This is a genomic window from Microbacterium sp. ZXT2-5, from assembly GCF_055329545.1.
Genome location: NZ_JBUZWD010000001.1, coordinates 1,098,029 through 1,119,000 on the forward strand (window position 1 = coordinate 1,098,029; position 20,972 = coordinate 1,119,000).

Sequence of the window (20,972 nt, forward strand, 5' to 3'; positions counted from 1 at the left end):
CGCCAGGCGGCATCACGCTCGCCGCTCGACCCCGCCGTCCTCGATCGCCTGCGTGGGCCACTGCCACGTGGTGAGGCGCCCGCACATCCCGAAGCCGCGGGCGTCGCGTGGCGTGGCCCTGGTCACCGCGGCCTCGCCGAGCGCTCCGCGCCGCCCCGCTTCGAGTGCGTCCAACTGAGCGCGCGTGGCATCCGTCTCCGCCGCGACGGTCTGCTGCCAGATGGTGCGCCACCGCGCGACGCGGGGTTGCACGAGCGCCGCAGCCCGGCGGTGGAAGCGCTCGAGCGCCGATGGCCCCTCGTCGTCGATCGCGGCGCAGAGCGACGCGTACCCCTCGAGCGCGAGATCCCGGCGCGAGCGGGCCGCTGCGGCCCGTTCGTCGTCCGAGCCGCCCGCAGGGAGCGCGGCGGCGCGCGCGTACGCCTCGGGGTCGGCGAGGACGTCGTCGGGGAACGTCATGACGGCGTCGCCGGCCTCGGGGAGTCCGGCGTTCGACATGACGACGAGCAGACGCAGGTCTCCGCCGTTGATCAGCCGGTGCACGGTGCCGGGGGTGAACGAGACGATGTCGCCGGGAGCGAGCGGGTGCTCCTCGCGGCCCACCGACGACAGCGTCTGGACCGCCCCTGCGCCCGCGACGACCACGTAGCCCTCGCTCGATGCCGTGTGCAGGTGGGGGGTCCCGCCCGCGCACCCGTCGGCCGCTTCCCAGTCGTACACGGCGAGCTCGCTGAGCGCGACCCCGCCGGGGAAGCCTGCCATCAGAGCACCGTCCCCGCGGCTGCGGCGAGCGCCGGGGCGGCGTCGGCTCCGGCATCCGCGATGGCCACCGCGTAGCGGAACCGGACGGTCTCGCCCGGCGCCACGACCAGCTCCTCGCTGAAGAACGGTGCGGGGTTCAGACACGCGAACGGCTCGGATCGCACGAACCACTGCGGCGGATGCTGCGGATTCCGGGCATCGTCGACCATGACGACGAGGGACTGCTCGTCGATGTCGTCGTGGCGGCCGACGTAGCCCATCCACGCGTGACGCTGTCCGCGGAGGTCGTCTCCGGTGCCGCGCGCGCCCTCGGTGACGACCAGCCCGTCGGTGAAGGAGCGGGGGCCGCGCCAGAACAGGCCGCCGTATCCGGCGTTCTCCCGGCCCCGCGTGGTCGGGGACCCGATGGGGATGCTTTCGTCCGAGACGTTCGTCAGCGCGGTGTCGAAGGTGAGCGCCCAGGCGGTGTCGTCGAGGATATGGGCGCCGAGCTGCCGCTGCTCGGCGAACAGCCGCCTGCCGTCCTCGGCGATCCATTTCAGGTCGTGGGCGTACGAGGCACTCGTTCCGTCCGTCGACGCTCCGCCGCCCTGGTGCACCTGCGCCCCGTTGTTGGGCAGCTGCACGTACCCCTGGCCGTTGACGTACGTGACGCCGCCCCAGAAGTTCTCGTCGCCGACGACGGGCAGCGACCATGCGATGCCCTTGTGCCAGACGTGATCCCAGGGGCGGAACAGGCTGACCAGTCTCCCGGCCCGCGTGCGGATCGGGTGAAGGTACGGCTTCGGCGACTCGAACTGGACGGTGTCGGGGACGTACGTATACCGGACGAGCTCGACATCACCGTCCCGGATGCTCAACGCGCCGACGCCGTCATCGTCGATGCGGATGCTCACGCGCCCGCCCCGATCGGCTCCTTGACGGGCGCCCAGGGCACCGCGCCGCCGTCCATCGCCGTCGCGAACGGGTCGTCCGGCGTGATCTGGCCCGCACGGATCGGAACTCCGCGGAACGCCGACGCGTACGTCGCGGCGGCGAACTCGAGCGTGCGCCGGGCGTCGGCGATGCCCACGCCCGGGTCCCGCCCCTCTTCGAGTGCCGTCACGATCGCCTCGATCTGGCTGCGATGGCTGGTCGTCTCCGGGCTGTCCGACGCGTGCCACAGCGACGCGAGCTCTTCGTGTCCGCGTGCCGGCGTGAAGGTCCAGTCGCCGTCGGCGTAGCCGTAGAGGTGCTCGACCTCGACGGTCGCGCAGTCGAAGTCGAAGCGCAGGCGCGAGCTCTCGCGCGGCGAGACGATGGAGTTGACGATCGTCGCGAGGGCGCCGTTGTCGAACTCCGCGACGGCGACCGAGACGTCCTCCGTGTCGGTCGGCAGCTTCTGCCGAGCGGCGAACGCCGACACGCGGGACCAGGGACCCAGCACCGCGAGCAGCAGATCGAACTGGTGGATGCCGTGACCCATGGTGGGCCCGCCGCCCTCGACGTGCCACCGCCCACGCCAGGGCAGGTCGAAGTACTCCGGGCCGCGGTACCACTGCGTCTCGCAGGTCGCGACCATCGCGCGACCGAGCGCACCCTCCGCGAACAGACGGAGCAGACGCTGCGCCGCCGGGCCGAAGCGGTGCTGGTACACCGTGAGAACGGGCACGCCCGTCTCCGCGGACACCGCGGCCAGCTCATCGGCTTCGGCCAGGCTCAGCGCCGTCGGCTTCTCGACGAGCACCGGGACCCCGGCCCGCATCGCCGCGATGGCGAGCGGCACGTGCGTCTGCGGCGGAGTGCACACATGGACCAGGTCGAGCGTCTCCGCGGCGAGCAGCTCGTCGGCCGATGCGTACACCGAGGCCTGCGGGCTGTGCCGCAGCGCGAAGGCCTCGGCGCGGTCGCGGTCGACGTCCGCGACCGCGACGACCTCGATGCGCGGGGCCAGACCCGCGATGGCGCCGGCGTGCGCGTGCGCGATGCCGCCCGTCCCGATGATGGCCGATCGCAGCGGGGCGGCGCCTCGCTCGGGCGTGGTGGCGGATGGCATCGTTGCTCCCTCAATACAGTGAACGTTCACTAACGTGCTTCAGAGCGTATGCGGCCTCGCGCGCGCCGTCAAACCCGGCGTCGAGATCGCGACCCGCGGCCGGCTCAGCCGGCGCGCACGTCACCGCGCGCGAGGCGCCCCGGCGGTGAGGTGAGGCCGCCCGCCTGCGCGGTGCTTATCGTGACAGAAAGACCGGTGCGGTATGGTGCTGGCCGGTGTGCCGGGAAGTCGGGTCGGCGAGGCAGTCCGTCGCCGTCCCTGGAAGAGACCCTCGATGACCTCAACCACAGCCTCCGAGCGGAGACCCCTCCGGCGAGCCCAGCGGGTCCTCAGCGGGTTCATCAGGCGGTCGCCCGCCCGCGCGTCCGTGCTCGTGTTCATCAGCGCGGCTGCGGTCTTCTCGCTGCTGCTCCGGCTTCCCATCGCGACGGCGACCGGCAGGGCGGCACCCTGGCAGGACGCGATCTTCACCGCGACGTCGGCGATCACCGTCACCGGCCTGACGACGGTCGACACCGCGACCTACTGGTCGCCCTTCGGGTGGATCGTGATCCTCGTCGCGATCCAGATCGGCGGCCTGGGGATCGTGACCCTCGCGCTCCTGCTGGCGCGCGCTGTCACCCGGCAGCTGGGGCTCGGCGGCAGAGTGTTCGCCCAGCAGAACATCGGATCCCCCGAACTCGGAGAGGTGCGGCGCCTGCTGCAGATCGTCGTGCTGACGACCCTGTCGATCGAAGGGACCCTCTTCGTCGCGCTCGCCCCCGCCTTCATCGTCGCCGAGGGCTGGGGCAGGGGCCTGTGGCACGGCCTGTTCTATTCGATCTCCGCCTTCAACAACGCCGGCTTCTCCGTCCACGAGGGCGGTCTGATCCCGTTCCGGGACGACGGCTGGGTGCTGACGCCGATCGCGATCGGCGTCTTCGTCGGCAGCTTCGGATTCCCGATCTTCCTCAACCTCATCAACACGCGATGGAACCGCAAGCGGTGGAACCTGCACACCAAGCTCACCCTCGTCACCACGTCGCTGCTGCTGCTGGTCGGCGCCGCCGCCTGGACGGCGACGGAATGGAGCAACCCGGCGACGATCGCCGACTACACCGTCGGCGAGAAGGTGCTCAACGGCCTGTTCGCCTCGACGATGATGCGCTCGGGCGGGTTCGCGATCGTCGACACGGCGCAGTCCACGTCGACCACGCTGCTGCTCAGCGACGCGCTGATGTTCGTCGGCGGCGGTTCGGCATCCACGGCCGGCGGCATCAAGGTGACGACTCTCGCCGTGCTGTTCCTGGCCATCGCGGCCGAGGCCCGCGGAACGCGGGATCTGAGCGTCGCGGACCGCACCATCCCGAACGGGCTGCTCCGAGTCGCCATCAGCGTGACCTTCCTCGGCGCCACGCTGGTGCTCGGGGCGACGGCCCTCATCACGCTCACGAACGATGCGCCGCTGGATCGGATCCTGTTCGAGGTCATCTCCGGGTTCGCCACGTGCGGGCTGTCGGTCGGGCTCTCAGCGGAGCTCGACGCGTTCGGGAAGCTCGTGCTCTCCATCCTGATGCTCGCCGGCCGCATCGGGCCGATCGGCCTGGCCGCAGCGCTGGCCGTCAGGCAGCGCAAGATGCTCTTCTCCTTCCCCACCGAACGGCCGATCGTCGGCTGACGCCGCGGGGACGCCGAGACGTTCGCGCGCGGCATCCGTCCCGGCGTTCGTACGCGTTCCCGATGCCGTCGTGAGGATTCCGTGAGGGCGGCCAGGCGGGCGGTCGCGGCGCGAGTACCGTGTGCGGGTGGCGATGAGACGGCCGGGCCGGGTGCGCAATCGAGAGCTGGCCTCTCGGCTTCGCCTGCACCCGGCGCAGGCCGTGGCGAGCGGATTCGCCGTGACGATCCTCGCGGGAACGGCGCTGCTGCTGACACCGGTCGCCAAGGCCGGCCCCGGCGCGGCGACCCCCGTCGAGGCGCTCTTCACCGCCACGAGCGCGGTGTGCGTGACGGGCCTGGTCGTCGTCGACACCCCGACGTTCTGGACGCCGTTCGGCCAGGCGGTGATCCTGGTGCTGATCCAGCTGGGCGGCCTCGGGATCATGATCTTCGCGTCGCTGATCGGGCTCGTCCTCGCCCGGCGCATCTCCGTGCGATCGCGGCTGTATGCGGCCGCCGAGGCGAAGGTCCTCGGTCTCGACGACGTGCGCGGCGTGGTGCGGGGAATCGTCGGCATCTCGCTGACGACCGAGGCCGCCCTCTTCGTCGTCCTGTTCCTGCGGTTCCTGCTGGGCTACGGCTACTCCCTCGGCGATGCCGCGTGGCACGGCGTGTTCCACGCCGTCTCGTCGTTCAACAACGCGGGCTTCGCCCTGTACAGCGACAGCCTGATGGCCTTCGTGGGCGACCCGTTCATCTGCCTCCCCATCGCGGCGGCGATCATCCTCGGCGGGCTCGGCTTCCCGGTCATCATGCAGCTGCGCAAGGAGTTCCGGCATCCGCTGCACTGGGCCATGAACACCAAGCTCGTGCTGTCGGCGACGGTGGTCCTGCTCGCCGCAGGGTCCGTGTACATCACGGTCATCGAGTGGGACAACCCCGGCACCCTCGGAGGCCTCGATCCGTGGGCGCGGGTGCTGGCCGGCTTCTTCCAGTCGGTCCAGACGCGCACGGCCGGCTTCAACTCGGTCGACATCGCCGCAATGCATGACGAGACGTGGCTCGGCATGGACATCCTGATGTTCATCGGCGGCGGGCCTGCAGGCACCGCGGGCGGCATCAAGGTGACGACGTTCGCGGTGCTCTTCTTCATCATGCTCACCGAGCTGCGCGGCGAAGGAGCCGTGAACATCTTCGGCAAGCGGCTGTCGCGGGCGGTGCACCGGCAGGCGATCACGGTCGTCCTGATCGCGGTGGCCGCGGTCGTCGCGGGCACCGGATCGCTCATGCTGCTGACGGGCGAGAACCTCGATCGGGCGCTGTTCGAGACCGTCTCCGCGTTCGCCACCGTGGGCCTGTCGACGGGCATCACGCCGACCCTGTCGGAACCTGCCCAGGTCGTGCTGATCGTGATGATGTTCCTCGGCCGGCTGGGGCCCCTCACGCTCGGGTCGGCGATCGCGCTGCGCGAGCGGCGCGTCCTGTACGAATACCCGAAGGAGAGGCCCGCCATTGGCTAGATTCCCCGCGTTCTCGGGATCCGCGCGTTCGCGCCGGACCGCCGAGGCCCACTCCGTCGCCGTGATCGGCTTGGGGAGGTTCGGCAGCGCGCTCGCCCTCGAGCTCATGGCCGGCGGGACGGACGTCCTGGGCATCGACCTCTCCGAGGATCTCGTGCAGTCGCTCAACGGGCAGCTCACCCAGGTCGTGCGCGCCGACTCGACCAAGCGCGAGGCGCTGGAGCAGCTGGCCGTCGACGAGTTCGATCGCGTGGTCGTCGCGATCGGCGGCGACATCTCGGCGTCGATCCTGACGTGCTCGATCCTGCTCACCATGGACATCCCGGCGGTCTGGGCGAAGGCCGTCGACGACCAGCACGGGCTGATCCTCGAACAGCTGGGCGTGGGCAAGGTGATCTACCCGGAGAAGGACATGGGCCGCCGCGTGGCGCACCTGGTGCGCGGCGCTGCGCTGGACTTCATCGAGATCGCTCCCGGATACGCCATGGTCAAGGCGCCCGCGCCCTCGTCGGTCCAGGGTGTCCCGCTCGGCGAGACGGGGCTCCGTCGCAGCCACGGCGTCACGATCGCCGCGTTCCAGCACGGCGACAGCCCCTGGGACAACGCCGACAACCGCACCGTCCTGCGCGCGGGCGACACCATCCTCGTGGTGGGCAAGACGCGCGACGCCGAGGCGTTCGCTCAGCTCATCTGACGCGGAAACCATGGCGGCGGGGTCGCGGCACGGGCGCGTCGCCTCCCCCCGGCAGGCGCGGAGTTCGCCATACTGACGGGCATGGATGCCGTCAACGCGTGGTTGCTGACATGGGGTGACAACCTCTGGACCTGGGTCGTCCTCCCGGTCGTCGTTCTCCTGGGTCTCTACTTCACGATCCGCTCCGGCGTCGTGCAGTTCCGGCTCATCCCCGAGATGTTCCGCACCCTCACCGACAAGACGCCCCGCAACGCCGACGGCGATCCGCAGTCCGTCTCGGCGTTCCAGGCCTTCACCATCTCGGCGGCATCACGGGTCGGCGTCGGCAACATCGCCGGGGTCGGCACCGCGATCGCCGTCGGTGGACCCGGCGCCGTGTTCTGGATGTGGGTGATGGCGTTCATCGGCGGGGCGTCGAGCTTCATCGAGTCCTCGCTCGCGCAGCTGTTCAAGGTGCGCGACAAGGACAGCTTCCGCGGCGGGCCGGCGTACTACATGCAGCGCGGCCTGAAGGCGCGCTGGCTCGGCGTCTGGTTCGCGGTCATCCTCATCGTCTGCTTCCCTTTCGCCTTCAGCTCCCTGCAGGCCAACACGATCTCGGCGACGGTCACGTCGAGCATCGGGGGCGACAACCCCTGGCTGCCGTGGGGCGTGGGCCTCGGGATCGCGGTGCTCACCGGGCTGGTCGTGTTCGGAGGCGTCCGCCGGATCGCCTCGGTCACCCAGTTCCTGGTGCCCATCATGGCGATCGCCTACCTGCTGCTGGGCATCGTCGTGGTCGCGCTGCACGTCGACCGGATCGGCCCGGTCTTCGCCGAGATCTTCACCTCGGCCTGGGGATTCAACGAGGTCGTCGGCGCCGCGTTCGGGTACATCGTCCTCACCGGCGTCAAGCGCGGCATGTTCTCCAACGAGGCCGGGCTCGGCTCCGCCCCCAACGCCGGCGCGAGCGCCGCGGTGACGCACCCGGTCAAGCAGGGGCTCGTCCAGACCCTCGGGGTCTACTTCGACACGTTCCTGGTGTGCTCCATCACCGCCTTCATCATCCTGGTGTCGGTGCCGGATCTCGCCGGAGCCACCAAGGGCATCGGGCTCACGCAGGGGGCGCTCGTCGGCACGCTGGGCGAATGGTCGAACATCGCGCTGACCGTGATCATCTTCCTGCTGGCGTTCTCGTCGATCCTGGGCAACTACTACTACGGCGAGTCCAACATCGAGTTCATCTCGACCAACCCGATCCTGCTCACCGTCTACCGGGTGCTCGTGGTGGCCGCCGTGCTGGCAGGTTCCGTGGTGGGGGCCGACCTCGTGTGGAACTTCGCCGACGGCGTGATGGGCCTCATGGCGCTGACGAACCTCATCGCCATCGGCCTGCTGTCCGGGCTCGCGTTCAAGCTGCTCAAGGACTACACCGGTCAGCGGCGCGCGGGCCGCGACCCGGTCTTCACGCGCGACAGGCTCCCCGGCGTCACCGGCATCGAGTGCTGGGAGGACGAGCTCACCGTCACCGGTCCGATCGACACCGTCACCAAGACGCGGCAGGCCGAGAAGCACCGCGACCACCTGCACCACGACCAGTCGAGCGACCAGCGCTGAAGGTGCCGGCCGCCTCCCCGTCCGACCCGCTCCTCAGAGACCGAGCCGCGAGAGGAAGTCGTTGCCGAACACGCCTCGCGGGTCGAGGCGGCGGCGCAGCGCCGCGAAGTCGTCCCAGCGGCGATAGAGGCGCGGCATCCGCTCGGCCGCCCCGTCGAGCGTGAAGAGCTTGCCCCAGTGCGGGCGCGCATCCAGGGGCTCCAGGGCACGCTCGATGACGGGCAGCAGCCGCTCGACGCCGGGCTGGTCGGGCTGCCAGGTGAAGTGGATGCCGAGGACGTCGGTCTCGTACGCGGGAGACAGCCACAGGTCGTCGCTCGCGACGGTGCGCAGCTCGCACACCTGCAGCAGCGGCGCGACCTGGCCGGCGAGGTCGCGCATCGCCGCGATGGCCGCGACGGCGTTGCGCCGGGGCACGAGGAACTCGGACTGCAGCTCCTCGCCGTTGGACGGCGTGAACTCGAGCTTGAAGTGCGGCAGCCGGGCGTACCACTCCCCCGGGGCGCCGAGCTGCTCGGTGCAGCTCTCGGCCGATACGCCGGGGAGCGGATGCCGCTTGCCCGGCGCCTTCGGGGCGCCCAGGATCTCGTCGGGGAGCGCGCCGGCCTGATCGGCCCGACGCTTCACCCACAACTGGTCGACGGTGCCGGGATCGCGCCACGTGTGGAACATCGACACGCTGTAGCCCAGGCCGGTGATCGCGTCCAGGTCCTCGAGCACGGCATCCAGCGGCAGGCGCTCGTAGACGGTCTGCGCGACCTCGAACGTCGGCACCAGATCGAGCTCGAGCGCCGTCACGATGCCGAGCGCACCCAGTGAGACGACGACGCCGTCGAAGTCGGCGTCGCCCCGCCGGAACGTGCGCAGGTCGCCGTCGGCGGTCATGAGCTCGACGCCCGCGGCGGCCGCCGCAAGGGAGGCGACGGCGTCGCCCGAGCCGTGCGTTCCGGTCGCGACGGCTCCGGCGAGCGAGATGTGCGGCAGGGACGCGAGGTTGGCCAGCGCCCATCCCTCGCGGTGAAGCGCCGGTGCGATGTCGCCGTACCGCAGGCCGGCCGCGGCGCGCACGACACCGCGCTCGGCGTCGATGCTCACCTCGGCGGGGAGCTCGCCGAGGAAGACGTGCACACCGTCGGTGTCGGCGATCGTGTTGAAGCAGTGGCGACTGCCGAGGGCCTTCACGCGGTCGGCCGAGCGCACCACCTCGGCGAGCTCGTCGAGGGACCGCGGTGCGACGATCCGCGACGGCCCGTAGACCACGTTCGATGCCCAGTTGCGGGTCAGGTCCGGGCGAGCCGTCGTCATCGCGCCACCCCATCGGCCGGCGCCTCGAAGGGCGAGGGCCCGAGCTCGTCGAGGAGGTCCTTCATCTTCGCGTAGGCGCGGTTGCGGTAGGCCACCAGCTCGGGGATGCGCGCGGGGTCGATCTCGCGGAACCCGGCACCGGACTTGGTGCCCAGCTCGCCGCGCTCGATCCGCTCGGCGAGGATCGGGGGCGTGGCGAACCGCTCGGGGAAGTCACCCTGCAGCGAGGCGTAGCAGAACGCGTAGACGTCCAGACCCGCCATGTCGGCGATGGCGAACGGACCGAAGAAAGGCAGCCGGAACCCGAAGGTCGACCGGACGATGGCATCGATGTCCTCCGGCGTCGCGATGCCCTCGTCGACGAGCTGCGTCGCCTCGTGGAACAGGGCGTACTGCAGCCGGTTCAGCACGAAGCCGGTCGCATCCTTGACGCGCGCGCCGACCTTGCCGCACTGCGACAGCAGCTCTTCGGCGACGACGATCGCGCTCTCGGCGGTGGACGGGTGAGGGATGAGCTCGACCCCCGGCACGAACGGCGCGGGGTTGGAGAAGTGCACGCCGAGGAACCGCTCCGGGTTCGCCACCGCCTCGGCGAGCTTCGTGATCGAGATGGTCGAGGTGTTGCTGCCGATGACGGCCTGCGCGTTGGCCTGCGAGATGCGCCGGAGCGTCTCGTGCTTGACCTCGATCCGCTCGGGCACCGCCTCCTCGATGAACTCGGCGTCGGCGACGGCCTCCTCGATGCTCTGCGCGGCCGAGATGTGGCGCGCGACCAGCTCGGCGGCTCCTGCCGGGAAGAGACCCTGCTGCTCGAACTGCGCGGCCTCGGTGCGGACCCGATCGAGGTTGGATGCCGCGATCTCGGCGGTGACGTCCGAGAGCACGACGTCGTGGCCGGCCATCGCGAAGACCTGCGCCATCCCGCCACCCATGTAGCCACTGCCGACGACGGCGATACGGGTCATGAGCGGGCCTCCACGGTGTGCGGGTTCTGGGTGGTGTCTCCGGCGACGCCGGGCTGGTCGTAGGAGTCGATGGCGGCGACCTTCGCCGCCGACGACGAGGACGGGTCGAACCGATAGCCGAGCCACTCCGTCACGAGGCGCTTGGCGAGCTCGAGGCCGATGACGCGCTGCCCCATCGTCAGGACCTGCGCGTCGTTGCTGAGCACCGAGCGCTCCACCGAGTAGCTGTCGTGCGCGGTGACGGCGCGGATGCCCGGCACCTTGTTGGCCGAGATCGCCACGCCGAGCCCGGTGCCGCAGATGAGCAGGGCACGGTCGGCGTCCCCGGCGGCCACGCGACGGGCGGCTTCGACGGCGACGTGCGGGTAGTCGGTGTGCTCGTCGCCCGCGACGCCCACGTCGGCGACCGAGGCGACCCGGGGGTCGGCCTCCAGCAGCGCCTTCAGGGCGGACTTGTACTCGTAACCGGCATCGTCGCTTCCGACGACGATGCGCAGGGTGTCGCTCATCGCTGTTCCTCTCGAAGGTTCTCTTGTGCGGATGCCTCGGCGATCGCCGTCGCGATGAGGGCGAGCGACGTCGCACCGGCGTCGGGATGCCCCAGGCTCTTCTCGGCGAGCGGGCGGGCGCGACCGAGGGCGGGACGAAGGGCCGACGTGGCCGCGGCGGCGTCGGTCGCGGCCCGGGCGGCGGTCTGAAGCGCGACGGGCAGGCTCTCGCCGGCGTCGATCTGCTCGGCGAGCACTCGCGCGAACGGATCGAGCGCGTCGACCATCGTCTTGTCGCCCACGCTCGCGCCGCCGCGCGCGGTCACCGCGTCCAGCGCCGCTCGCGCTGCGCCGACGGCGGACGTGCGCGGGTCGGCGCCATCGCGGTCCAGCGCGGAGCCGATCGCGCGCAGCATCGCGCCCCACAGCGCGCCGGAGGTGCCCCCGGCCTTCTCGCTCCACGCCTCGCCGGCGGCATCCAGCATCGCCGCCAGGCCCGCGTCGGGGTCGGCCGCCTCACATGCCGCGTCGACGCCGGTGCGCATGCCGACGCCGTGGTCGCCGTCCCCGGCGATCGCGTCGATGCGGCCGAGCTCGGCCTCGTGCTCGTGGATCGTGTCGCGCGCGGCCACGAGGCAGGCCCGGGCGACCGCGGCGGCGGACTTCGACCACGCGGAGGCATCGGAGCTGCTCGCGGCCTCGGCCGCGGCGCCCTCGTCCTCGTCCTCGGCGTCGGCAGCGGGGGCGATGACGACCGAGCCCTTGCGGTAGGCCGGCGTGTACGCGGGCGCGGCCCACAGCGCCTCGAGCTCGTCGTCGAGCCAGAAGAGGGTGACGGATGCCCCGGCCATGTCGAGGCTCGTCACGAGCTCGCCCACCTCCGGCTGCACCACGGTGATGCCCGCCGCGTCGAGCCGGGCGGCGACGTCGCCGTACAGGACGAAGAGCTCCTCGTATTTCACCGAGCCGAGGCCGTTCACGATCACGGCCACGCGATCGCCGCGCTCCTCGGGGACGTCCGCGAGGAGCGCGTCGACGAGCGTGCGGGCGAGGTCCTCCGACGTGGCGCGCGGCACGTCGCGGATGCCGGGCTCGCCGTGGATGCCGAGACCGATCGACATCATGCCGTCCGGGACGGTGAAGAGCGGCTCGTCGGCGCCCGGGAACGTGCAGCCGCTGAAGGCGACTCCGAGCGTGCGGGTGCGGTGGTTCGCGTGTCGGGCGAGGCGCTCGACGTCGTCGATCGAGTCGCCGCGCTCGGCGGCCGCGCCGGCGATCTTGAACACGACGAAGTCGCCCGCGATGCCGCGGCGCTTGTGCAGCTCGTCCTGCGGGGCGCTGGCGATGTCGTCGGTGCAGAGCACCGTGCGCGCGTCGATGCCCTGCTCGCGCAGGCGCTCCTGCGCCTCCCCGAAGTGCAGCACGTCGCCGGCGTAGTTGCCGAAGCTGAAGAGCACGCCGCCGCCGCGATGCGCCGCCTTCGCGACGCGATAGGCCTGCCCCGCCGAGGGCGAGGTGAAGATGTTGCCGCACACCGCGCCCGCCGCCATCCCGGCTCCGACGACGCCGGCGAAGGCGGGGTAGTGCCCCGACCCGCCGCCCACGACGAGCGCGACCGAGCCGCGCGGTGCAGGAGCGGCGCGGACGACGCCGCCGTCGACGGCGCGGACCAGGTCGCCGTGCGCGGCGACGAAACCGGCGAGGGCCTGCGGAACGAACTCGGCCGGGTCGTTGGCGATGCGGGTCACGAGGCACCTCCGTCGTGGCGGGGCTGGCGCACCCTGCTCTCGCCCCGCACGTAGCCGTCGCGCTTGGGGAGCACGTGCCGGCGCAGGTAATCGCGGTTGTCGGCGCACACGCTCAGCCCGTCGCCACCGTAGTTCTCCACGCAGATCACGCCCTGGAAGCCCTGCGCGATCGCGTACCGGAACGCGCGGCGGTAGTCGATGAGGCCGTACTGCATCGGCGCGGGCACCGCGAAGTACGTCCCGCGTGCCGTGTCCTCGTCGCGCGCGTAGTTCTTGACGTGCCAGAAGTTGGCGTAGGGCAGCGTCTTCTCGACGAGCTCCCACCACGACTCGATGGGCCGATGCAGTCGCACCAGATTCCCGATGTCGGGGTTGAGGCCGACATTGTCGAGACCGATCTCCTCTACCAGGCGCACCGCCGAGTCGGCGGTGCCGAGGAAGGTGTCCTCGTACATCTCGAGGGAGACCAGGATGCCGAGCTCCGCGGCGTGGCTGCCGAGCTCTCTCAGCCGGCTGACCGCGAGATTCCAGTCCGCGGGGTCGTCGACGTGGCCCTGCACCGTCCAGAACCAGAGCTCCTCCTGCTGCTGCGGAGTCAGCGCCTGGTGCAGGCCGAACGACACGGTCTCGATTCCGAGCGCGGCGGCGGCGTCGAGCGTGCGATGGCTGTAGGCGAGGTTCGCGTCGCCGTCGGCGCGATCGATGACGCTGCGCCGGATGGCCGAGATCGACGTCGGCACGACGCCCGCGCGCGCGGACGCGTCTTTCAGATCACGCAGGCCGCCGGCGGTCAGGTCCCCGACGCGCAGCCACGAGTCGGTGATGTCGACACGGTCGAACCCGGCATCGGCGATCTCGGTCAGGGTGACCGCCCATTCCTCGGCGCCCGCGTCGGTGACGCTGCGTCCGTCAGCGGTGGTGCCGGGGAAGGGAAGCGCGGCGGCCGCGATCGGCCAGTTCTCCGCAGTGAGGCCGGTCATGAGGCATCCTTGGCTCGCGATTTGTTCTAGGCAACAACAATTCTCAACGTTAGCGTGCCTTCGAGCGATGGCAAAGCGGTTCGTCGAACTGGGTTCCGTCAGAGCTCGCTCGCCGTCTCGGCTCCCGTGGTCGCCGGTCCGGGACATGCACAGGTGCGTCTGCGTCCTCTCGGGACGTAGCATGCCGTCAGGAAAGCATCGGGAACATCGGCGGTGTCGGCGAGGCGCTTCTCGTACCCTGCCGGCGACCGGCCCGACGCGCCGATGGTCGGAGGCAACTGTGCGGACAAGCGCGAAGAGCGGCTCCGCAGGCTTTCTCCCGATCCTGCGCTGGTTGCCTCGCTATGAACGGCGATGGCTGCGCGCGGACATCATCGCGGGAGTGGCCGTCGTGGCGATGATCGTGCCGAAGAACCTCGGGTATGCCGAGATCGCGGGGATCCCAGTTCAGAACGGTCTGTACGCTGCGGCGGCCGGGGCGATCGTCTACGCGCTGTTCTGCACGTCACGTCAGATCTCCACCGGTCCGAGCTCGGCGTTGGCAACGGTCGCCGGGGGTGTGGTGATCGTGACCGGTGTCACTGGCGGTGATGCAGCTCAGCTCGTCGCGGCGATCACGCTGGTGACCGGCATCCTGTTGCTGCTCCTGGCGCTCTTCCGGATGGGATGGATCGCCCAGTTCCTCTCGAAGGCCGTCGTCACCGGGTTCCTGGCGGGAGCCGCAATCGATGTGGTCGTGGGAGAGCTGCCCAAGCTGACCGGCACCTCGGGAGAGGGCGACAACGTGTGGCGGGAGTTCGCGTCGTGGATCGTCGGGCTGGGTGCCATCCACCTCCCGACACTGGTGGTCGGCGCGGCAGCCCTCGCGGTGATCCTCGCGCTGCGCTTCTGGGCGCCCAAGATCCCCGGCGCGCTGGTGCTCGTCGTCGGCGGGCTCCTCGCATCCGCGCTGCTCAACCTGGGCGAGCGAGGAGTGACGCTGGTCGGCGACGTGCCGAGCGGGCTGCCCGTCCCGCAATTGCCGGACCTCGACATCGTCCTGGGGAACGTCCCGGAAATCATCATCGCGGCATTGGCGCTGCTGCTGATCGGGTTCTCTCAGACGGCAGGCGACGCCAGATCCTTCGCGACCCGGCACCGTTACCGCATCGATGTGAATCAGGAGGCGGTGGCCCAGGGTATGGCCAACGTCGGCGCCGGCCTCGTCCAAGGGATGCCGGTCTCGACGAGTCTGTCGGCCAGTTCGCTCAACGAATCCGCAGGTGCGCGCACACCCGTGGCGTCGCTCACCACCGGAACGCTGGTGATCCTGACGCTGCTCTTCCTCGCACCTGTCTTCTCAGAGCTGCCGAAGGCCGTGCTGGCCTCCATCATCATCGACGCGGTCGTGTTCGGGATGATCGACCTCAAAGAGTTCTCCCGGCTGCGGCGCGTGTCCAGATTCGACTTCTGGATCGCGGTGGCGGCCGTCGTGGGCGTGCTGTCCGCGGGCGTGCTCTTCGGGATCGTCATCGGGATCGCACTGTCGCTCGGGTGGCTCATCTACGTGTCGACACGGCCCGCCATGCCCCTGCTCGGCCGTGAGCCCGGCACCCAGGTCTTCCGCGACATCGACCTCAACCCCGCCGATGAGACCATCGCCGGTATCGCCGTGATACGTCTGGACGGCGGCCTGTTCTTCGCAACCGCCGAAGCGTTCGATGAACGCATCCGCAAGGTCATCTCCGGGGACCCGCTCCTCACCGCGCTGGTGATCGATCTGGAAGGCGTCGCCTTCGTGGATTCGCAGGGGGCAGCCAAACTCACCGAGCTCGTCGACCTGGCCGAAGCGGAGGGCGTCACGATGCGGCTGGCGCGAGTCAAGCCCCGCGTACGCGACGTACTCGAGGCCCAGGGCATCATCGATCGGATCGGCACTGACCACGTCCACGGCAACGTCCATCGGGCCGTCGGGGCGCAACTGTCCCAGAGCGCAGGCGACGAGACGCGTGGAAGCGGACTCTGACGCGTGACGCTTCGAGTGAGTCCGACTGTTCACGCCCTGTGGCGTGGTGGTTCCAGCTCGTGTCATCCCGCTACGAGGAATGGGCCAGATCGAGACCGTCCGAGAAGGACGTCGATCTGGCCCAAACTGGCGGTGACGGTGGGATTTGAACCCACGGTAGGGGGTTACCCTACACAACTTTTCGAGAGTTGCACCTTCGGCCGCTCGGACACGTCACCGCCGACAAGCTTACGACACGCGGACGGATGCCGCGAATCGGTCCTGGCCGCCGCGCTCGCCGCCCGCCGCCGCCACATCGTCAGGCAGCGTCGAGGAACGACCGGTGGTGGTACCCGTCGGGGTCGAGCACCGCCACGGTGGACTCGCCGACCTCGTGGAAGATGCCCGGCACATCGTTGAGCGGTTCGGACACGACGACCTGCGCGTGGTCGCCGAAGAGCGACAGGCGCTCGGCGTCGGGGTACATCGCGCGCAGCGTGGGGATGTCCGCCGAGTGGAAGAGCGTCCGCGAGCGCCCCTGCGACGAATAGCGGAACGCCCACAGCGTCGTCCCGTCCGAGACCGCGAGCGTGCCCTGCATCGGGAACGGCACGCCGGCCGCACGGCCGAGCTCCTCCACGCGGCGGATGGCCGCACCGACGGCCGTGATCGGGTCGTCGGCGAGTCCGTACGTCAGGGCGAGGTGGAACAACACCTCGGAGTCCGTCGTCCCCTGCATGAGCGGGTACAGCGCGGGGTCGACGGCGAGCGTGAGGTCGCGCTTGATGAGGCCGAATCCCGAGATCGCGCCGTTGTGCATGAAGAGCCACTCGTCGTGCCGGAACGGGTGGCAGTTCGTCTGCTGGATCGGCGGTCCCGCGGCCGCGCGCACATGCGCGAAGAAAAGCGGGCTGAGGACGGCGCGGGTGATCTCGCGGAGGTTCTGATCGTTCCACGCCGGCTCGATGCTGCGGAAGACGAACGGATGCCTCGGGCTGGCGGCATCCGTCCCTCCGGTGTCCTGCGGGTACCAGCCGAAGCCGAAGCCGTCGCCGTTGACGGTCTCGGCTCCGAGCGGCGAATTCTGCGACATCGCCACCACCGAGTGCTGCGCGTCGAGGACGAGGGCGGCCGGCCGCAGCGGCTCCCCCGTGTAGGCCAGCCATCGGCACATCGCAGCTCCCGCGCGAGGTTCGAAGCGGCACAGGGTGGGGCTGTCGTCATCTTACGGCGCCGAGCCCCCGCGCACACGGGGTCGCGCGGACCGACCGCCGTGTCGCCGGGCGGGTCTAGCGTGGGGGTCGTGACGCACGAGCAATCCGGGGCCGAGCAGACCGTCACCGATCCGATGTCGACGACGCAGCGGTTCGTGCTGTGGATCGCGATCCTCGGATCCTTCGTGGCCTTCCTCGACGGCACCATCGTCAACGTCGCCCTCCCCGCCATCAGCGACGAGCTCGGCGGCGGCCTCCGGACGCAGCAGTGGGTCGTCGACGCCTACCTCATCACCCTCGGCGCGCTGATCCTGGTCGCGGGATCCGTGAGCGACGCCTACGGTCGCGTGCTGGTGCTCCGCATCGGGCTCATCGGCTTCGGCGTGGCATCCCTCGCGATCGCGGCCGCGCCGACGGCCGAGTTCCTGATCGTCGCGCGAGCGGTGCAGGGTGCCGCGGGCGCGTTCCTCGTGCCGAGCTCACTCGCGCTCATCACGTCGAACTTCTCCGGCGGGGCGCAGGGCCGCGCCATCGGCGTCTGGACGGCGATGACGACCTCGGCGATGATCGTCGGCCCCCTCATCGGAGGCCTCCTGGTCGACCTGGCGTCGTGGCGGCTGGCGTTCCTCATCAACGTGTTCCCGATCGGCGCGACGCTGGTGCTGCTCGCGCGGGGCGGCTTCCGTGACACCCGGCACCCGGATGCCTCGATCGACTGGCTCGGCGCGGCCCTGTGCACCCTCGGCCTCGGCGGCATGGTCTACGCGCTCATCGAGCAGCCCCACCTGGGCTGGTCCTCTCCCGCGATCTGGGTGCCGCTCCTGCTCGGCGCAGTGCTGTTCGTGCTGTTCATCCTGCGCCAGCGGCGGGTGCGCAGCCCGATCCTGCCGCTGGACCTCTTCCGGGTCCGCAACTTCTCGGCGGGCAACATCGCGACGACGTTCATCTACGGCGCCCTCGCCCTCAACGGCATGGTCGTGGTGGTCTACCTGCAGGAGGGCGCCGGCCTCTCCGCCACGCTCGCGGGGCTCGCGAGCCTGCCCACGACGATCCTCCTCATCCTCTTCAGCTCCCGCGTGGGCACGCTCAGCGGCCGGTGGGGTCCGCGTTTGTTCATGACCGTCGGCCCGATCACTATGGGCGCCGGCGCCCTGCTCCTGCTCACCGTGAGCACGGACTTCTCCTACTGGTGGCAGGTGCTTCCGAGCATGGTCGTCCTGGGCGCGGGACTGGCGCTCACGGTGGCGCCGCTGACGTCGGCGATCCTGGGCTCGATCGGACCGGAGCGCTCCGGCATCGCATCCGCGGTCAACAACGCCGTCGCCCGCGTCGCAGGCCTCATCGCGATCGCCCTGCTCGCCACGATCGTCGGCGGCGCGCTCGACCTCGACGGCTTCCACCGCGCGGCGATCGTCACGGCCGCTCTCATGATCGCGGGCGGGATCACCTCGTTCCTCGGCATCCGCAATCCCGAGACCGCCGCCGACACACCGCCCGCGTGACGGGCGACGGATGCCGCGACCCGGCCGGGGCGCGGCATCCGCTCGCCGTCGCCATACTCACGGCCACCGGCGCTGGCCGCACCGCGTCCCGCGCTGCCAGACTGGCGGCATGGCCGTGATCGAGAACTCGAAAGTCACCATCGTCGGAGCGGGCAGCGTGGGGTCCAGCGCGGCCTACGCGGCGCTGATCCGGGGGTCCGCGCGGCACGTCGCGCTCTACGACATCGCGACCGAGAAGGTCGAGGCCGAGGTGCTCGACCTCGCCCACGGGACGCAGTTCACCGGCTCGAGCGACATCGTCGGCGGCAGCGACCTGTCGGTCGTCGAGGGCTCGCACGTCGTGGTCATCACGGCCGGCGCCAAGCAGCACCCGGGGCAGACTCGCATCGAACTCGCCGGCGTGAACGCCGGGATCATGCAGAAGATGATGCCGCAGCTGCTCGAGGCGGCCCCGAACGCGATCTATGTCATCGTCACCAATCCGTGCGACGTGCTCACCGTGCTCGCGCAGGAGGACACCGGCCTGCCGCCCGAGCGCATCTTCGCCTCCGGCACGGTGCTCGACACCTCGCGCCTGCGGTGGAAGCTCGCCGAGCGCGCCGGCGTCTCCACCTCGAGCGTGCACGCCTACATCGTCGGCGAGCACGGCGACACCGAGTTCCCGCTGTGGTCCAAGGCGACGATCGGCACCGTGCCGATCCTGGACTGGGTCACACCGCGCGGCGACCGCCTGACCGTCGAAGAGCTCGACCGCATCGCCGTCGACGTCCGCGACGCCGCCTACAAGGTCATCCAGGGCAAGGGTGCGACGAACTACGCCATCGGCCTGTCCAGCGCCCGCATCATCGAGGCGATCCTCAACGACGAGCGCGCGGTCATGCCCGTGTCGACGGTGCTCAGCCGGTTCCACGGCGTCGACGGGGTGGCCCTGTCGGTGCCGTCGGTGGTGAGTGCGACCGGCGCGGTCCCGATCCGCGAGACGAGGTTCGACGACCGCGAGCTCGAGCTGTTCCACGCGTCCGCCGATGCGCTCAAGAAGGTGGCCGACTCGCTGCGCGCCTGACGAACCCCGGCGACGCGCGCCGGCGATGTCCCCGCGGGCGCCTACGCTGGGCCCATGCCCGCAGCCCGACGCCCGACGCAGACCGCGCCCTACCGCTGCACCGAATGCGGCTGGACGACGATCAAGTGGGTGGGCCGCTGCGGCGAATGCCAGCAGTGGGGCACCGTGGTCGAGGCGGCCGAGCAGACCGGCATCCTCCGCTCGATCACGCCGGTCTCGCCCGGCGCGGCGCGCGCGGCGCAGCCCATCACCCGCATCGACACGTCCGACGCGCCGCGCCGCACGACCGGGGTCGGCGAGTTCGACCGGGTGCTCGGCGGCGGCCTCGTTCCGGGTGCGGCGATCCTGCTCTCCGGCGAGCCGGGCGTCGGCAAGTCGACGCTGCTGCTCGAGGTGGCGGCGCAGTCCGCCCGCGAAGGGCGCCGCGTGCTCTACGCGAGCGCGGAGGAGTCGACGGCTCAGGTGCGCCTGCGCGCCGAGCGCACCGGCGCGCTCCACGACGAGCTGTACCTCGCGAGCGAGACCGATCTGGCGACCATCCTCGGCCACGTCGACGACGTCTCCCCCGACCTGCTGATCGTCGACTCCGTGCAGACGGTGTCGTCGGCCCTGTCCGAGGGCATGGCGGGGCATCCGTCGCAGGTGCGCGAGGTGGCGGCGACGCTCATCCGGGTCGCGAAGGAGCGCGGGATCCCCACGATCATCGTGGGCCACGTCACCAAGGACGGCTCGATCGCGGGGCCCCGCATCCTGGAGCACCTGGTCGACGTCGTGTGCCAGTTCGAGGGCGACCGGCAGACGTCGCTGCGGTTCGTGCGCGCGCTCAAGAACCGCTTCGGTCCGACGGACGAGGTCGGATGCTTCGACATGACCGGCGCGGGCATCGCCGAGGTCCCCGACCCCAGCGCCCTGTTCCTCGGCCACGGCAGCACCGAGCCCGGCACGTGCGTCTCGATCGCCTTGGAGGGCCGGCGCGCGCTGCCCGTCGAGGTGCAGGCGCTGACGATCGACAGCAAGTCGGGCAACCCGCGGCGCATCGTGAACGGGGTCGACGCCGCCCGCGTGGCGACCGTGCTGGCGGTGCTCGAGAAGCGGATGAAGATCAAGACCTCGGATCAGGACGTGTACGTCTCGACGGTCGGCGGAGTGAGATTCGCCGAACCGGCGGCCGACCTCGCGATCGCGCTCGCCGTGGCCAGCGCGGTCGAAGGATGGACGATTCCCCGCCATATCGCCGTGGTCGGCGAGCTGAGCCTGGCGGGCGAGGTGCGGCCCGTCACCCAGGCGACGCAACGGCGCAGCGAAGGCGCGCGTCTCGGGTACCGAGACGTGATCGACCACCGCTCGGGCTCGCTGGGTGGCGCCGTCAGCGACGTGCGGACGCGGTCGAAGGGCCGGCCGGGCGAAGACGTCCCCGAGTTCTGAGGCTCGGCCGGTCCCCTCAGCGCTGGAGCCTGCCGGGCGAAGACGTCCTTGGG

17 protein-coding genes and 1 tRNA gene are annotated in these 20,972 nt (G+C 70.7%); 8 read left to right on the top strand and 10 right to left on the bottom strand.

The window, feature by feature from the left end; genetic code table 11:
* Nucleotides 1-12: 12 nt before the first annotated feature.
* Genes ACZBH1_RS04735 through ACZBH1_RS04745 form a run of 3 tightly spaced genes read right to left on the bottom strand, consistent with a single transcriptional unit; the run spans nucleotide 13 to nucleotide 2,797 of the window.
* Nucleotides 13-762, bottom strand: coding sequence for a cupin domain-containing protein (locus tag ACZBH1_RS04735; RefSeq protein ID WP_463645669.1), 750 nt, complete (start codon nucleotides 760-762; stop codon nucleotides 13-15).
* Nucleotides 762-1,658, bottom strand: coding sequence for a DUF6807 domain-containing protein (locus tag ACZBH1_RS04740; protein WP_463645670.1), 897 nt, complete (start codon nucleotides 1,656-1,658; stop codon nucleotides 762-764). Before ACZBH1_RS04740 ends, ACZBH1_RS04735 begins: the two co-directional genes overlap by 1 nt.
* Nucleotides 1,655-2,797 carry a Gfo/Idh/MocA family protein gene (locus ACZBH1_RS04745; protein ID WP_463645671.1) on the bottom strand — a complete coding sequence of 381 codons (1,143 nt, stop codon included), beginning with the start codon at nucleotides 2,795-2,797 and terminating at the stop codon, nucleotides 1,655-1,657. The genes ACZBH1_RS04740 and ACZBH1_RS04745 overlap by 4 nt, the downstream gene beginning before the upstream one ends.
* Nucleotides 2,798-3,071: 274 nt before the next feature.
* Between ACZBH1_RS04745 and ACZBH1_RS04750 the strand changes: the two genes are divergently transcribed.
* The 4 genes from ACZBH1_RS04750 (at nucleotide 3,072) to ACZBH1_RS04765 (ending at nucleotide 8,245) form a co-directional block, all read left to right on the top strand.
* Complete coding sequence (locus ACZBH1_RS04750; RefSeq protein WP_463645672.1) at nucleotides 3,072-4,454, top strand: TrkH family potassium uptake protein; 1,383 nt, start codon at nucleotides 3,072-3,074, stop codon at nucleotides 4,452-4,454.
* Between the two features lie 133 nt (nucleotides 4,455-4,587).
* A complete protein-coding gene (locus ACZBH1_RS04755; RefSeq protein ID WP_463646657.1) occupies nucleotides 4,588-5,955 on the top strand; it encodes a TrkH family potassium uptake protein in 1,368 nt (455 codons plus the stop codon).
* Nucleotides 5,948-6,649, top strand: coding sequence for a potassium channel family protein (locus ACZBH1_RS04760; RefSeq protein ID WP_463645673.1), 702 nt, complete (start codon nucleotides 5,948-5,950; stop codon nucleotides 6,647-6,649). Before ACZBH1_RS04755 ends, ACZBH1_RS04760 begins: the two co-directional genes overlap by 8 nt.
* An 81-nt stretch (nucleotides 6,650-6,730) precedes the next feature.
* A complete protein-coding gene (locus ACZBH1_RS04765) occupies nucleotides 6,731-8,245 on the top strand; it encodes an alanine/glycine:cation symporter family protein (RefSeq protein ID WP_336393719.1) in 1,515 nt (504 codons plus the stop codon).
* A gap of 33 nt (nucleotides 8,246-8,278) precedes the next feature.
* Here ACZBH1_RS04765 and ACZBH1_RS04770 read toward each other — a convergent pair whose 3' ends face one another.
* Genes ACZBH1_RS04770 through ACZBH1_RS04790 form a run of 5 tightly spaced genes read right to left on the bottom strand, consistent with a single transcriptional unit; the run spans nucleotide 8,279 to nucleotide 13,731 of the window.
* A complete protein-coding gene (locus tag ACZBH1_RS04770; RefSeq protein WP_463645674.1) occupies nucleotides 8,279-9,550 on the bottom strand; it encodes a D-arabinono-1,4-lactone oxidase in 1,272 nt (423 codons plus the stop codon).
* On the bottom strand, nucleotides 9,547-10,515 hold the full coding sequence (locus tag ACZBH1_RS04775; protein ID WP_463645675.1) for a 3-hydroxyacyl-CoA dehydrogenase family protein: 969 nt from the start codon (nucleotides 10,513-10,515) through the stop codon (nucleotides 9,547-9,549). Before ACZBH1_RS04775 ends, ACZBH1_RS04770 begins: the two co-directional genes overlap by 4 nt.
* Nucleotides 10,512-11,024, bottom strand: coding sequence for a ribose-5-phosphate isomerase (locus ACZBH1_RS04780; protein ID WP_336393722.1), 513 nt, complete (start codon nucleotides 11,022-11,024; stop codon nucleotides 10,512-10,514). Before ACZBH1_RS04780 ends, ACZBH1_RS04775 begins: the two co-directional genes overlap by 4 nt.
* Nucleotides 11,021-12,751, bottom strand: coding sequence for a dihydroxyacetone kinase family protein (locus ACZBH1_RS04785; protein WP_463645676.1), 1,731 nt, complete (start codon nucleotides 12,749-12,751; stop codon nucleotides 11,021-11,023). Before ACZBH1_RS04785 ends, ACZBH1_RS04780 begins: the two co-directional genes overlap by 4 nt.
* Nucleotides 12,748-13,731, bottom strand: a complete 984-nt coding sequence (locus tag ACZBH1_RS04790) for a sugar phosphate isomerase/epimerase family protein (RefSeq protein WP_463645677.1) — start codon at nucleotides 13,729-13,731, stop codon at nucleotides 12,748-12,750. Before ACZBH1_RS04790 ends, ACZBH1_RS04785 begins: the two co-directional genes overlap by 4 nt.
* Before the next feature lie 181 nt (nucleotides 13,732-13,912).
* Between ACZBH1_RS04790 and ACZBH1_RS04795 the strand changes: the two genes are divergently transcribed.
* Complete coding sequence (locus ACZBH1_RS04795) at nucleotides 13,913-15,736, top strand: SulP family inorganic anion transporter (RefSeq protein WP_378879857.1); 1,824 nt, start codon at nucleotides 13,913-13,915, stop codon at nucleotides 15,734-15,736.
* 127 nt (nucleotides 15,737-15,863) lie between these two features.
* Here ACZBH1_RS04795 and ACZBH1_RS04800 read toward each other — a convergent pair.
* Both ACZBH1_RS04800 and ACZBH1_RS04805 read right to left on the bottom strand, forming a co-directional pair.
* Nucleotides 15,864-15,954 (bottom strand) — tRNA-Ser (locus ACZBH1_RS04800).
* Between the two features lie 80 nt (nucleotides 15,955-16,034).
* Entirely contained in the window at nucleotides 16,035-16,889 is an 855-nt protein-coding gene (locus ACZBH1_RS04805; protein ID WP_463645678.1) for a class II glutamine amidotransferase, read from the bottom strand.
* 174 nt (nucleotides 16,890-17,063) lie between these two features.
* Between ACZBH1_RS04805 and ACZBH1_RS04810 the strand changes: the two genes are divergently transcribed.
* From ACZBH1_RS04810 to radA, 3 genes are all read left to right on the top strand, one after another.
* Nucleotides 17,064-18,431: an MFS transporter gene (locus ACZBH1_RS04810; RefSeq protein WP_463646658.1), complete on the top strand. Its 1,368-nt coding sequence runs from the start codon at nucleotides 17,064-17,066 to the stop codon at nucleotides 18,429-18,431.
* A gap of 109 nt (nucleotides 18,432-18,540) precedes the next feature.
* A complete protein-coding gene (locus ACZBH1_RS04815; RefSeq protein ID WP_463645679.1) occupies nucleotides 18,541-19,494 on the top strand; it encodes an L-lactate dehydrogenase in 954 nt (317 codons plus the stop codon).
* A gap of 54 nt (nucleotides 19,495-19,548) precedes the next feature.
* Nucleotides 19,549-20,919: a DNA repair protein RadA gene (gene radA, locus ACZBH1_RS04820; protein WP_463645680.1), complete on the top strand. Its 1,371-nt coding sequence runs from the start codon at nucleotides 19,549-19,551 to the stop codon at nucleotides 20,917-20,919.
* Nucleotides 20,920-20,972: the final 53 nt, after the last annotated feature.